The 15267-nt window shown below is 43.8% G+C and carries 7 protein-coding genes; 2 read left to right on the top strand and 5 right to left on the bottom strand.

Going from position 1 to position 15267, the window contains the following annotated elements; translation table 11 throughout:
* Positions 1–29: 29 nt before the first annotated feature.
* Complete coding sequence (locus PQO01_RS20625; RefSeq protein WP_274316115.1) at positions 30–1775, bottom strand: lysophospholipid acyltransferase family protein; 1746 nt, start codon at positions 1773–1775, stop codon at positions 30–32.
* Positions 1776–2220: 445 nt separating this feature from the next.
* Here PQO01_RS20625 and aspS point away from each other — a divergent pair, with 445 nt between their 5' ends.
* Both aspS and mnmA read left to right on the top strand, forming a co-directional pair.
* Positions 2221–4011, top strand: coding sequence for an aspartate--tRNA ligase (gene aspS, locus PQO01_RS20620; protein WP_274316114.1), 1791 nt, complete (start codon positions 2221–2223; stop codon positions 4009–4011).
* A gap of 3 nt (positions 4012–4014) precedes the next feature.
* Entirely contained in the window at positions 4015–5076 is a 1062-nt protein-coding gene (gene mnmA / locus PQO01_RS20615) for a tRNA 2-thiouridine(34) synthase MnmA (protein WP_274316113.1), read from the top strand.
* Between the two features lie 393 nt (positions 5077–5469).
* Here mnmA and PQO01_RS20610 read toward each other — a convergent pair whose 3' ends face one another.
* The 4 genes from PQO01_RS20610 to PQO01_RS20595 are packed head-to-tail and all read right to left on the bottom strand — an operon-like array spanning position 5470 to position 15111.
* Positions 5470–7869: a glycoside hydrolase family 127 protein gene (locus PQO01_RS20610; RefSeq protein WP_274316112.1), complete on the bottom strand. Its 2400-nt coding sequence runs from the start codon at positions 7867–7869 to the stop codon at positions 5470–5472.
* Between the two features lies 1 nt (position 7870).
* The gene (locus PQO01_RS20605; protein ID WP_274316111.1) at positions 7871–9676 is read right to left on the bottom strand and encodes a carbohydrate ABC transporter permease; all 1806 of its coding nucleotides are present in this window, start codon (positions 9674–9676) and stop codon (positions 7871–7873) included.
* Complete coding sequence (locus tag PQO01_RS20600) at positions 9676–12144, bottom strand: extracellular solute-binding protein (RefSeq protein ID WP_274316110.1); 2469 nt, start codon at positions 12142–12144, stop codon at positions 9676–9678. Before PQO01_RS20600 ends, PQO01_RS20605 begins: the two co-directional genes overlap by 1 nt.
* Positions 12145–15111: a PA14 domain-containing protein gene (locus PQO01_RS20595; RefSeq protein ID WP_274316109.1), complete on the bottom strand. Its 2967-nt coding sequence runs from the start codon at positions 15109–15111 to the stop codon at positions 12145–12147.
* Positions 15112–15267 lie beyond the last annotated feature (156 nt).

Raw genomic sequence — 15267 nt, 5'->3', positions numbered from 1 at the left:
AAGCTAGCTTGGCTTTAGATCTTTACCAATTAGGCATAGCTTGGTCTTGCGTGTTGATCACAGTAATTTTGATAATTTTCTCCGAGGTAAGTGAGAAGACTTTTAGCGGGTGCATTTGGCAAGTCGACTATAATCAGACCATCTAGAGTGCCTCCGAAATCTTCATCAACAGAGAAAGAACAAAACTCCCCACCGAGCTTCATGTAGTGTTTTACGAGAGGGGGGATGTCCTTGTTATCTGGCTCAATATTGCGAATCATTGCCGAGAGTTGATCGGGATTGGATATATTTAGCATTTGGCAATAGCGACGGATTTCGCGATTAAACTTGTGGAGTTTCATTTTTTGTTTGGGGCAGACGTCTTGATCATCACTTAATAATAATTCAGCAATGAGAGCTCGGGACACGGCGCTATAATCGCTACTGACTGAAACGGCCCCAATGAGATAGCGATATTGCGGATTTCGCATCATGTATGCGCCAATCCCACGCCACAATAAAAGCAGAGAGTAAGGTTTACGCTGGTAGTCTGGACTAACGAAAGAGCGACCCATTTCTAAGCTCATTTCATGCTTCTTGTAAAACTCAGGCGAGTAATTATAGAAGTTTGAGGTGTAGAGCCCCCGCAGCCCTAATTCATTGACGCGGCCAATGCGATAGGCTCCCACGATTTCGCTCTCATCTCGATTCCAGATAAAGAGTTGCTCATAGGAATCGTCATATTTATCAATATCCAATTCTTTTCCAGTGCCTTCATTGGCGCGACGGAAAGTAATTTCCCTCAAACGGCCAATCTCTTGCATGAGCTTTGGAATCTTATTGACATGACTGCAGTAAACATCGAACTCTTTGTAACTATGGAGTTTAGCTAGTGCAGGCAATTGAGCGATTTCTTTTTTAAGGATCTCTTTGGGACAAGCTTCAATAATGGGAGCCTGATCAGTATTGCTGAAATCAAAATCTTTCTTCTTAAGTTCAGTATTCAGTAATAAGCTTTGTAAGCGCAAGAAGGCAATACCCTCTTGATCATTATCAAAAGATCTCAGTTTAGGGGGATTGATCGGGCCACCAATTTTGACATGAACTTTGCGACCTTCGCGACTAAGTTCACGTGGGAGTAAAGCTGTACGAACAAGGGGATGGATCATACCCAAGGCATTAAATAATAGGCTATTGCGTCCTTTGAAGTGGACGGGAACTACACTAGCTTTTGCAATCTTTGCCATGCGGAAAATAGCGGGATTCCATTCATCATCACTGACGCGGTGATCTTCGTGGTGATAATGAGAAACTGAACCCGCGGGAAATACGGCTAGCAAGCCTCCATTTCTTAAATGCTGCAGAGATTCACGCATGGGGCGATGATTTTTTTCATTATTTTTATTGAAGGCATCCACGTAAATGCAATCCTGGCTCACAGCATCAATCTGTGACAAAAAGTGGTTGGCCATGATTTTTACATCGGGGCGAACATGTTTGATTAAACGTAGGAGGATGAGCCCATCGATACCGCCAAATGGATGATTGGATACCACCATTGTGGGACCCTCTTTTGGGATGTTTGCTAGGTTTTCATGATTTAAATCGAGATGAATATTTAAGATGTCTAAAGCTTTATCAATAAACTCTTCACTGCTTTCACTAGCTTCGATTTGTTGATAGACATCGTCTAATTTATTAAATTTCAGAACTTTGTTGAGCAAGGGTGCCGAAAGTTCAAAGATCGCTTTGTCTTCTAAAAGGTTTTCAATACAGATTTTTTTTGTTTTCATCATAACGCTCACTTTTTTTGTTGACGCCCATAAGCTAAATCAACAAGGTAGATTTATATAAACAATTAATTCTTAGTCCATCATTGATTAAATCAATAATGAAGGGTTGCCTAGTGGCAATCATTTACTGTTAAGTTCTGCAGATGAAGGGCTTTGTATCCAGGTATTTGTAGCATGAAAATAATTCCTTCCTTTTAAAAGTATTTATAAGTTCTTTAACGGACTCTTACATATTTATAAGTTCTTATTATTAAGACATTTTTAAGTAGTTTTAAAAAAATAATTAAGTTATTTTTCTCACTCCTAATGAAGATAAGATTTCATGCAAGTTTGAGTCGCTTTTGCAATTGCCCAATTCTTTGCCTAGCCCTGTAGAAATACTAAAATCTTCTCCTATATTGCGGGTTCTTAAGATTTTAATAGATAAAAAGTTATATACAGGTTTAATATGCATACTTACAGAAGTCACTCCTGCAACGACTTGCGCAAAGATGACGCTGGCCAAAAAGCTCGCCTCTCTGGATGGATACACCGCGTGCGCGATATGGGTGGTATTGTTTTCATTGACTTACGTGATCACTACGGAATTACACAGGTTGTTATCAACCCACAAGAAGATTTTCACATGGACGTTCATCACTGGAAGCTAGAATCAGTGATCACTGTAACAGGTGAAGTTGTTTTACGTGATGAAGAAACTTTCAATAGCAAAATTCCAACGGGTGAAGTTGAGCTTATTGCTAAAGAATTAAAAATGGAAAGTCGCGTTGAGCACATGCCGTTCAATGTTGCCCTCGAAATGGAAATGCCCGAAGCCATGCGCCTCGAGCACCGTTACCTCGATTTGCGTACTTCGCGTATGCACCACAACATCATTACGCGTGCAAAAATTATTGCTGGTTTACGCCAGCGTATGACAGGTCTTGGCTTTAACGAGTTCCAAACTCCTATTCTTACCGCAAGTTCACCCGAGGGTGCACGTGACTTCCTAGTCCCTTCACGTCTAAACCCAGGAAAATTCTACGCGCTTCCGCAAGCACCTCAGCAATTCAAACAATTGCTCATGGTTTCTGGTTTTGATAAGTATTTCCAAATTGCCCCATGTTTCCGCGATGAAGATGCACGTGCCGACCGTTCCCCAGGTGAATTCTATCAGCTCGATATGGAAATGTCTTTTGCGACTCAGGATGACGTTTTCAAAGTAATTGAAGAAGTTATCATTGGCACTTTCGAAGACTTCACGCCTTGGAAATCAAGTGAGAAAGAATTCGTTCGTATTCCTTACAAAGAATCCATGCTCAAATATGGTTCTGATAAGCCTGACTTGCGCAACCCGATTATCATTAGCGATATTTCACCTGCCTTTGTCGATTCAGAATTCACCGCTTTTGCTTCTGTAGTGAAAAAAGGTGGCGTTGTCCGTGCAATGAAAGTATCGAACCACGCAGGTGCTTCACGTAAGTTCCACGACAAGATGATTACTTTTGCTCAATCAGTTGGTTCGAAAGGACTCGGTTACCTGATTTTTGAAAATGGTGAGCTTCGTAGCCCCATTGCAAAATTCCTTTCTGAAGAAACAATCAATAGCATTAAAGATGCTTGCGACGTTCAAGATGGCGATGTGGTTTACTTTGTTGCTGACAAAGAAAAGAATGCTTGTCGCATTTGTGCTGCAGTTCGCGATGAATTAGGTCAGCGCCTCAACTTACTCGACGAAAAAGAATTCAAATTCTGCTGGATCGTTGATTACCCCATGTTTGAATACAACGACGAAACAAAACAAGTTGAGTTCAGTCACAATCCATTCTCAATGCCACAGGGCGAGATGGAAGCACTCGAAACAATGGACCCACTCGATGTTCTCGCTTGGCAGTATGATCTCGTCTGTAATGGTATTGAGCTCTCCTCTGGCGCAGTTCGTAACCACCGTCCCGACATCATGCTCAAAGCTTTCGGCATAGCGGGTTACTCAGCTGAAGAAGTTGAATCAAGTTTCTCAGGTATGATCAATGCTTTCCGCCACGGTGCACCACCTCACGCTGGTATTGCTCCAGGTGTTGACCGCATGGTAATGCTTATTCTTGGCGAGCCAAGTATTCGCGAAATTATTGCTTTCCCACTCAATGGTTCGGCACAAGACTTATTGATGAATGCTCCTTCACCTGTATCACAAGATCAGCTCAAGGAACTTCACCTCAAGCTCAATTTGCCCAAACCTAAGCCTAAAATGCAGGGCTAAATAATGAAAATTGCTATGCTTCTTTCGGGGGGAGTGGATAGCTCGGTGGCCCTTCGCCTTCTCAAAGAAGAAGGCGGTCACGAGATCACTGCTTTTTACCTCAAGATTTGGCTTGAGGACGAAATGGCTTTCCTCGGTGAATGCCCTTGGGAAGAAGATATGCAATATGTACGTGCCGTGTGCGAGGAACTCGATATCCCTCTGCAGGTGGTACCTCTACAAAAAGAATACATGGATCGCGTCGTTTCCTACGTTTTAGCCGAGCTCAAACAAGGTCGCACACCAAGTCCAGATATTCTTTGCAATGAGCGCATAAAATTTGGTGCCTTCTTCGATGCGATTGATGAGTCCTACGATAAAGTAGCGACGGGGCATTACGCTCAAGTTCAAGAAAATGAAGATGGCATTTTTGAGCTCCTCAGAGCTCCCGATCCCGTTAAGGATCAAACCTATTTCCTTTCTTCTCTCAGTCAGGCTCAACTCTCTCGTGCTTTGTTCCCCATTGGTTCATTGATGAAGAGTCGCGTCCGTGAATTAGCGGAAGAATACGACTTGCCCAATAAAGTCCGCAAGGATTCACAAGGCATTTGTTTCTTGGGTAAAATTTCTTATCCTGACTTTGTCCGCTTTCACCTTGGTGAAAAACAGGGCGATATCATTGAAATTGAAACCGATGAGAAAAAAGGCGAACATAAAGGCGTTTGGTTTCACACCATTGGTCAACGCTCAGGTCTAGGTCTCTCTGGCGGTCCTTGGTATGTGGTTAAAAAAGACCTAGAAAGTAACATTGTGTATATCTCTCACAAGAATGGTTTAGAAGATCAGCTTCGCGACGAAGTCACGGTTAATACCGTCCATTGGACTTCAGGAAAATTTCCCCAAAACACCAATCTCAAAGTCAAACTCCGTCATGGCCCACAACTCGTTGAGGCGCGCATTATGGACCTCGGCGAAGATCGCGTTTTCATTAAGCTCGCTGAAAAAGATAAGGGCATTGCCCCAGGTCAATCCTGCATTTTTTACGATGATCTCATCTGCCTCGGCCGCGGCGTCATCGAGAAGTAGCTACTGCCGTAGGGGCAGATTAAATTTTTAGGGCCTCAGTCCAGCCACACGCGCGGATGGTGTTTTCTATAGAGCTATTTATTCGCCTGCTTAAGGACTAGTAAGTCCTTACAGGGGAGTTCCAAGGGATAGAGCCCTGTTCACCTAAATTTATCACGCTGAATCGCTGTGGCGCAGATTTTTGATATGTATACAAAATGGCACTTTTCTATACATATCGTCCTAACGTGTATACAAAAGAGCACTTTTCTATATATATCTTCTCAAATGTATACAAAAAGGCCCCCTTTCAGACCCTCACCACAAAGGTAAGAAAGGAGGCACAAGGAGTGTTTAAAAAAGGCTCCTCTTCAGCTTGTCACCACAAAAAGCCGACGAGAAGCACAAGGAGAATTAATCGATCATTAGGTCTAAGTCGAGAAGGCCAACCGCCTTGCCAGCTTGAGGCTTAATAATGAGCTTGAGGCCTTCGCAATGCAGGGCAGCAGCCGGGTGAACGACGACATACATATTAAGGTCAGTACCAAAGAAGTCGGTCACGTAGCGTTCGAAGGCTAACCATTGGCCATCTTTCTTGTATTGAATTGCCCACGATTCAGGAGTCGCAATGGAATCCATTTCAGCCCAATACACACCAACCGATTCAATTTTCTGTTTTGCGGGGAAGGCAAATTCAATGGTTTGCTCTTGTCCTTCTTGTCCAGAGGAGGACCATTTTGGAAGACTACGATCGCTAGCTGATTGGGGACGACGGCCATCTTTCAGTGCATCATTAGTATCGCAATTAGCAGTGAAGCTCGTCGTGATTTCACCATAGTGATCATTATTGAATTGCATCGAATCCAAGGATTTTTGTGCGAGTGATTCGATATTGGGGAACCAAACATTCATTGAGCAGTTACCACGATTATTCCAAGCGAAATAAGGGATGAGTTTCATCGAACTCTCACCCTTGTCAATTTCTTTACAAGGAACGGTGAGTAGAGGCATGCCGCTGAGGTTGCCCTCCTGGATAGCTTCTTGCTTAAAGGTGCCGACTTCTTTTTCTAAGTAGAAACGTTGAACGGGTCCTGCATTATCGACTTCTTCAGCAGCAAGTACTAGAGGGCCACGAGTAAGTGAAATTCGTCCGACATTGGCGTCGACGCGAGTATCGCAAACTGAACTCATGATCGGCATGGGAAGTTCGAGCTCAACGATATCACCCTTTGACCAAGTGCGACGAATCGAAGCAAAGCCACGATCGAGTGTACACTGAACGGCCGCACCATTAATTTTTACCGTCCAAGCCTCACTAGGTTTAGAGATATATTTGTAGAGAGCACCAGGGAGGAAATTTTCTCTTGCCCAAGATGGAATGCGAAGCTTAAAAGTGAATTCAGAATCTTCTTCCATGTCGAGGTCAAATTTAACCTTGCCTTCGAAGGGGTATTGAGTTTCTTGTTTGAGTGAAATATTGCCGTTTTCCAATTCTAAATCGACTTCGGAACCAGCGTAGAGTAGTGTAAAGACTTCGTCTTCGCTAGTGGCGTACATATAACCACTGACTTGTGGCATGAGACGGGCAATATTGGAAGGGCAGCATGCGCAATCAAACCATGCAGAACGACCAGCGTTACCATGGTTAAAGAGGCGTTGGCCATCGGCTTCAAGGGGATTGACATAGAAGAATTTATCACCTTCCATATTCACACCTGCGAGGGAGTTGTTGAGAAGTGCGACTTCCGCAACATCGAAATAAGTGGCGTCACGGTGTAGTAAGAACATGCGGTAATTGAAGAAGACGTTGGCAATGGCCGCACAAGTTTCGTTGTAGGCTTCTTTGTTGGGCAAGTCAAAATCGTCGCCAAAACCTTCAATGCCGTGAATAGCGCCAAGACCACCAGTAATATGCATCTTCATATCGACGAGATTGTGCCAGATTTTGTTAAGGGCATTGGTGTAATGATTTTTATCTTCGAGCATGTCGACTTCAGCCATCGAAGCGTACATATAAGCGGCGCGAACAGCGTGTCCTACGGCTTTGTCTTGATCAGTGAGTGCTACGTGTTGTTGCGCGTAATCAGAGGCATTAACTCCTTCGCCATCGGGGATGAAAGTGACGCCGCGAATTTCGAGGAAATGTTTAGCGAGTTCGAGATACACTTTATTGCCAGTAACCATGTATAGCTTACAGAGGCCAAGCTCAATTTCTTGGTGACCAGGAGCCTGATTGACGGGTTTGCCATCATTGTAGTTGGGGTCGCCTTCGACAAAAACTTTGTAGACGTGCTGAGCTGATTTTTCGGCAACTTTGAGCCAAGCATCTTTACCCGTGGCTTGGAAGTAGGCAACCGCACCTTCATAGAGGTGCCCAACATTGTAAAGCTCGTGAGAATGAATGACAAAGCTATAGGGTTTAGTACCCATTTCATCGACGTTAAAAGTTTTGGTGATGTGGTTGACGTAGAGGTAGCCATCATCTTGTTGAGCGCCGGCAATGATCTCAATAATCTCATCGATTTGCGCTTCTAATTCGGCATCCCGATTGAGCATCAGTAAGTAAGCAGCACCTTCCATAACTTTGTAGAGGTCAGAAGTGACAAAGCGGTGGGTGAAGGGCTTTTCGTCGGGAATACCCTTGAGGAAATTGGCACAGCGTTTGAGGTTGGCAACGGCGTGTTCAGTTTTGTGTAGGGCAAAGGGCAGCGTCGTTTTTTTCTGAGTTTCTAAACGTGGTAGCCAAAAGCTATCTTTAAGTGTTACTTGGTTAAAAGTAATCGGTTTTATTTCTTTATGTTTTATTGTAGGCATATTATTTCTCCGTTGGAACAACGATTCCTTTTATAATTAAATTTTGACAAAAAATGAAGATGAGTAAAGTGGGGACCGCGGCAACTAAGAGGGAGGCAAAGACGACCCCTTGGGACGAGAATTGCTGCAGTTGATAGAGCCAGACCATGAGGGTCCACATCTCGCGATCTTGGCAGAGGATGAAGGCAAACATGAAATTCGAGTAAGCTCCATTGAAAGCACCTAGTGCGATGACGGCTAAAATCGGTTTCGAGAGGTTCATGGTGATCATCCAAAACTTGCTCCATTCACTTGCACCATCAATATCTGCGGCTTCATAGAGTTCCCTTGGTAAGGAATCAAAGAAACCCTTGAGCAGGAAAATCGAGTAGCCATTGGCCATTGAGGGCAGTAGTAAGGCGGCAAAAGTATTGAGCAGACCCAAATCGCGTAGCAAGAGGAAGTTTGGTATCATGGTAACAACCGCGGGGAAGGCCATGGTCGCAATCAAGAATAAGAGGATTTTAAACTGACTCTGCAATTTGTAGCGGGATAGTGCGTAAGCCGCAATGGGGTTAACCAAGAGGGAAAGCACGATGGATAAGAGGCAGTAAATCACGGTGTTGGAAAGCCCCTTGCCGTAAAGTAAAACGTATTCGAAAACCATCGTGAAGTTGCGCGTTAAGAAATTGGATTTTACATCGGATTTATTTTTGATCACCATGGCGTAATCGAATTCTTTTTGCGGCATGCGCACTTCATCGACTGAGTTAAATTGACGTCCGTGACTCTCGTTAATTTTTTCGAGTGAACCATACTTAGACATCAAGAATTTTTGCCAGGTAAATTCTGGAGTATTCAAAGTAATGAATTCTTTTGGCGAGTTTTTCTGCTCGGAAATGAACAACATATAATCTGTTACCTGAGGGCTAGAATAAATTCTATCACCAGGAAGAGGAACCTCAGAAAAGGATACATAAGTCGTGCCATAGAGCTTATTCAGAAACTCGACTTTTTGGTATTTAGCGGTCAAGAATTTATTCCAGTGGCTCAAACCCTCAGTAGAGAAGTTGACGAACTGAGGGTGCAAAATGGTGCGTACCCAGCGTTCCATATTCTCTGATGTGATTGTTTGAGTGAGTATTTCTGGTTCAGCACCAATTTGTTTGAGGAACTTACTGTAGGCACCCATGGCGGACATGAAGATGCGATCTTCACTCTTGATTTGAGCTTTGAATTCATAGAAATTCTTAAATAAATCACTTGGATTCAGTAGGAAAGTTCTATCCAAGAGGCGCTCGGATTGGAACTTGAGGAAGAACCAATTCTCCAAAGGCTCGCCAAAGCGTTGGCTAAATTCATTTAAGTCATCATTGCAGACGGCTTTAATATAATTGCGGAACTCGCGTTCATTGCGCTGAATTATTTTACCATCACCCGTTGGACCATAACCAATGACAAACCAGGATAAGGGCAATTCAGTCTGATTGAATTCGATCCAATCCGTAATGAGTGCGGGCTTGTGGACTTCTGGCATAGCAATATTGCGGAAGTTGAAAACTTGCTCATTATTACTCTGTAAATAGAGTTGCAGATTCTCGTTATACTTTGATTCAATCTGCTTTTTGAAGAGCATGGATTCATCGTGGAGGTAAGTTGGCACGATGTTGAACTCATTCTCATCAATACGACTTTTCATTGAGCCAGAGACCATGAGGAGGAAGGGATAGATCATCGATAGGGCGCCAATGGCAAGTAGGATATACATGACGCCATAGAGAATTCGAGTCGATATATTTTTTCTTTCAGTGTGAAGTACGATACTCATTATTTATTATCTCCTGCAGTAAAGCTCATGTTGGAAATCCTTTTCATTTGGAACATGGTGAGGCCGATGAGTAAGAAGCCAAGAACCCACGCCATGGCAATGGCAGTTCCGAATTTGAGGTAAACGTAAGCATTATAGAAAATCTCCAGGCCAATCACATTGGTGGCATCACCAGGTCCACCACCAGTCATGACAAGTACATTGTCAGCTGATTGGAAAGCCCCGATTAAAACGAAGATTAATTGAATGAGTACGAGGGGACGAATGGTTGGAATAGTTACATACCAAATGCGTTTGAAGAAACCTGCACCATCAATTGCGGTGGCTTCGTAGAGGTCCTCGGGCACCGTTTTGAGGGCAGCCAAATAGATCAATGAACCAGGTCCCACTCCTGCCCAAGCAACGGGGAGCAAAATGGAGATCATTGCGAGTGAACTATCTTGCAACCACTTCTGAGGGCCAATGCCAATGATGTCGAGAACTTGGTTGAACATACCACTTGAACTCGGCTCGAAAAACATCTTCCACATGAGCATGACGACGAGGCCAGAAACAACCGCAGGGAGGTAATAAACAATACGGAAAAAGATTTTACCTTGAGGGATTTCTGAAAGAATCAGGGCAAGGACAATGGGAGAAAGGAAAACGAGAATGAGTGACCAGAAAACGTATTCAAAAGTTCTCAGCATCGAAATCCAGAAAGTAGAGTCAAATAAGATGGCAGCAAAGTTATCGACACCAACAAATTTGGAACCTGCGGCACCCGCAATAACGTTGTAGTCGAGGAAGGCCATGTAAGAACCATAAATTAATGGGTAATAATTGAAAATGGCGATCGTCCCGATGGCAGGAGTCAATAAAAGGTAAGCGGGTAAGTTTTTGGTCCACTTAATTTTTTTGGCATACTCATTTTTCGGGGGAGTGAAAATTTTCCAGATATAGATGAACATGGCAATGAAAGCAACGGCAATGGTGATAATCACTGCAAGAGCCACTTTACGACGGAATTCCATGGTTTCTTCGGGAACGTAACCGAGCATTTTTTCATTGGTTTCAACCACAGCTTTATCGTATAGGACTTGAAGCTTTTCGAGGCGTTCCTTTTTATCTTTGATACGCGGGATCTCGGCAGTTAAAGCGGCTTCAAGAGGTTTTGACGCACGTAGGATGAAGACCTGACAGTTTTTGCCATAGGGCTCTGGGTAGGAATCTTCTAAACTCGTTTTGAGCGTTGCTGCCCATTGCTTGGGGACGCGGTGAAGGTATTCTTCATAACCAAATTCTTTGAGTTTTTCTGGGTTGATGTAAGAGCCATAGCCATTTTCAATATAGACGCGAACAATCTCTTTTTGCGCTTCGGGTGAACCCACAAAACGAATGAAACGCCAGGTAGCTAAAAGCTTTTCTTTAGGAGTCGTGGCACAAATACCTAAGCCGCGAACGTGAAGTTCAGTCGTTTTATTTCCTGAAGGAGCAGTGGGGATGGGCACAATTCCCAGTTCTTCGGGGTTGAGTGCCGATAAGTTGGTGTCTGCATTGATCAGCAAATCATTGATGTAGAGAAAAACCATGCCGACGCGACCTTTGTTCCACAAGGGCCATGCGGCTTCAGTACGGCCTACGCCATAGAGTTCTTCGCCTTTGTCATTCTTCCATGCACCATCAACGAGCTGAAGATAAAAATCGGCGGCTTCGACGGCACCCTTGTCGTTAAAGGTGGCACGCCATTCGCCTGATTCAGCATCGCGCTCAATGAACTTGGAACCATTGGCATAAAAGAGGGGGAGAGCAATCCAAGATGCACCGCCAGAAGTATCCACGAGCATACCGTAAGAGTTGTTTTCTGGCTTGTGAAGTTTCTTGGCAGTAGTGAGCATTTCGTCCCAAGTTTTTGGGTAGCCATTTTCAGGATCGAGACCATTTTCGAGGAAGAGGTTCTTGGAGTAAGCTAAAGCACGTGCCCAGTAGGAATAAGGCAGAAAATAGAAATGCTTTTTTCCGTCGGGACCGACGCGGTAAACCGCATCTTTTGCCTGGCCTTTGACACGTTCATCAAACTCATTTTTGTACATGATATCTTCATTGAAAATACCCTGTTCTTTAGCTTCTTCAGCAGTGATATCGATATTGATAAATTGATCGAGAGGGGTAAGAAATTCGCGCTGAACAAAAGAACCTGACTGACGGCCATTTACAGCAAAAACATCCGGAGCCGTTTCGCCTGCAATCGACATGAGCAAGGGCGCTTCCCCAGCGGCACCCTCGAATTTGAGTCCCATGGGATTGCCCTCTGGGACAATGTTCGGATACTTTTTACGGAAGGCGTGATAAACTGCGAGGTTTGCTTTGCCATCGATGCTAAAAGCTGAATCGGGAGCTGGAGCAAAGTCCGTGGTTTTGAAATGAACCTTTTCTTCTGCCGCCAGCGTAAAAAGAAGCGCAAATAATGTGGTGATTAAGCGTTTCAATTATTTAACCTGACGGAAAAATTGTTCGAGTTCAATTTCCTGCATCTCGCTACCATCAATAGAATACATGATTTCGAGTGAGCTATTTACCTTGTGCTGGAAATAATCGATTTGTATTGGGTGAAGTCCCGCTTCGAGTGGGATACTACCTTTAGATTCCCAGGGGTCGCGATCGGAGAGGATATTGAGCTCAACGATTTTTTGACCTGCAATTGTAAGGCGTGAACCATCATCACTCTTAAGGTTGAAGGTATAAAGCCCCGTTTTGGGTACTTTGATATAGCCCATGAGCTGCATGCCGAATTCATCTTGCATTTTAGCGACTTTACGAGGCTCAATAACTTCAGTGTGACCTTGCGCAGAGGCATTAAGCTTTTCGAATTCTGGGATGCGTCGGAAAGAATCTTTAAAGATCTTGTAATCAAGTCCCTGGCTTACAGAAGGCTTCACGGGCTTTACAGCTTCTTGACGTTCAAAATCGAGTGTGGCGGTTTGGTAAGCTTTGCCCCACTGATCCCAAGCACGCATTTTGAGCTGACAAGTCTTGTCGAGTGTTAGTGACTTAGTATAGATAGGAGACCTCTCATTTGGTACTGAACCATCGAGCGTGTAACGCAAAGTGGTTTCTTGGTTAAGATTTTGGAGGGTGATTTCCATGGGGCGGTAAAACTTGCGGTCCACGGGTGATACAGTGACAAAAGTTTTTGGTGTGAGAGTTTTCGGTCCAAGTTTCACAGAGATTTTACCTTCTGCACCATCAAGTTTCTGGCGTTTTGTATAAGTTTCGCGAGAATCGCTCCAAGCTTTGATCTCGAGCTTGCCAAGCGGATTATTTTTCACTTGGATATTTTTATTGAGACCATCTTTAGTGTGCATTTGATCAAGCTTCACATGTACCCAAGTCGTCTTACCATCTTTGGTGACGGGTATGTAAGTTTCGAGCCATTCCCAGTTTTCAGGGAGGTGTTCGTTAACGGTGAAAGTGTCAGTTTTGAGTGAAAAGTCGATGCCAGCAATACGCTTGATAAGGAGGTCAACAATCGGCACATCCCAGTTGTAGTAGAGTGAACCCCAAGGGCCAAATTTTTCTGGTTCCCAGCATTCAGGAGCAACTGGAAAGCCATGAGCTTTGTTCATGCCATTGATATGACTCAATGTAGCGAATACACCTTCACGACCACGATTGTGACGGAATACGCCCTCTGTTGCCAACCAAGTAGAGATTGATGATACGGTAAAAACGCCATTGGGGGGATCTGTCATTGGACGAATGAGGAAAGAGACAGGACCAAGGAAACCATCTTCAGGGTTCATAACCCAACGGTCAATCATTTTGTCGGCCCATTCTTGCGGCATTTCACGTGTCATTAATGAGATGATATTCCAGATATCTTTCCAAGGAGCCCCTTTAGCGGCATAAAATGAAGGCGCATAAGCTTCCCAGTGCTGAGACCAATTCTTATACATTTGTGGGTGCATGGCTTCCCAGTGCTTGACGTCTTCATGCATACCGAGTTCTTTGGCCATTTTGATTAGGTCAGCAAGAGCATTGAGTTCTTCACCCATGGAGGCCTGTGGACCTGCGTGATCCCAATAAAGTGGCTTCCAGAGTTCTGTATAAAGTTCTTTGAGGAATTTTTTATCGCCAGATTTGCGGTACATATCCCACGAGAATTCAACTGAACCAACTAAGTTCATCCAAACTTCAGGTGAGTACCAAGTTGTACCAAAGTTATCGGGTAAGCCATTCGCTTTGTTTTTAAATGGAATCATATGCTTCCAAGAAAGAACATTACCGTAGCCCCATTTCCATTTGTCGACTGTCCAAGCACCAACCGCCGTGTAGGCCCAAGAATCCCAAAGGTGAAGACCCATGAAGTTGTTGATAGCCGTTTGTGTATGTGGGTATTCTTCAAAGCCTTCGCCAATATCAGTGTAGTACATGAAGTAAAGCGACCAGAGGTAGTAGTAAGTTTTAACTGCAGTTTTGTCTGAAGCATCAAAGTAAGGGATTTGATTATTGAGTAAATCGTTGAACCAAGTGAATTTGCTCTCAAGGGCTTTTGCGGGATTCGCAAGGAGCTTTTTACTATTCTTTAGTGCAACTGAATGTTGGTCGTCTTGTGCGTAACTTAGCGTTTCATCTTTACCAGCTTTAATTGCAATCGTAAAAGTATAAACTTGACGACCTTTCTCGTCTTTATGTAGTTTTACACTATCGCCAAAAGAGGCCGTAGAACTGAGTACGATACTCATGCCATCATACATGATTTTGCCTACTTTAGTCTCTTTCCAGCCAGATTTTGTAAGTGTTGTACCGCCCTCTTTAACGTGGATAGAGTTGCTAGATTTATCGTATTGACTGGTGGCTGTTTGACTTTGAGTAAACTTTTGTCCGGCCGCATCGCCATCCCAAGTTGGGAACTCGCTATCATTGACAAAGCTATACCCCGTGAACTCAATTTGGATGTCTTTGTCAGCACTAATAATAGTAGCTAATACATCGTTTTGGTCAATGAATTTAACTTCTTTGATATTGACCCCAGCTACTTGATAGAGGCAAGTGACGCGATCGGGACGCCAAAGCATTTTTTCGGGCTTGGGACGTTTATATTTTTTGCCATCAATGATCACAGTGCCTTCCGCACCCTTGACGTGATTCCAGAATTCCCAGCCAAATTTATCGTGACCTTTGCCGCCTTTGCCGCCTTGGCCTTCTACAATGCCGTAGCCACGAGCGCGGCCATCGCGAAACATGGGATGTGTGAAACCGATGGTTTCGGAATGAACGGGTTTCCAGTATTCATCAACTTTGCCGCCGATGTAGTACATTTTGTTACCAGCAATGAAAGAGTAAAGTTTATCTTGGATGTCGCGTTCCAAAAGCGCACAAAAGTCTTTGTGAGGTTTAGCCGCGAACAAAGTCGTGCTGATGAAGAAAACGAGAAGAGAGAGGATTGGTTTCATTTAATTAAGCTCCTGGGTTTTGACAGGTCAGTCTAAGATTGGTTTGAGTTGTTTTGATTGATTCATTCTAATATCCGGGGAGAGTCATTACAATTTCTGATTACGCCATAAATTTGTCTGATTACGCCATGTCTTATGACGACAATTTAGTGTTTT

The sequence above is a fragment of the Lentisphaera marina genome (assembly GCF_028745505.1).
GTDB classification, from domain to species: Bacteria; Verrucomicrobiota; Lentisphaeria; order Lentisphaerales; family Lentisphaeraceae; genus Lentisphaera; species Lentisphaera marina.
The sequence above is the reverse complement of the archived record's forward strand: the minus strand, read 5'-3'. Positions and strand labels throughout refer to the sequence as shown.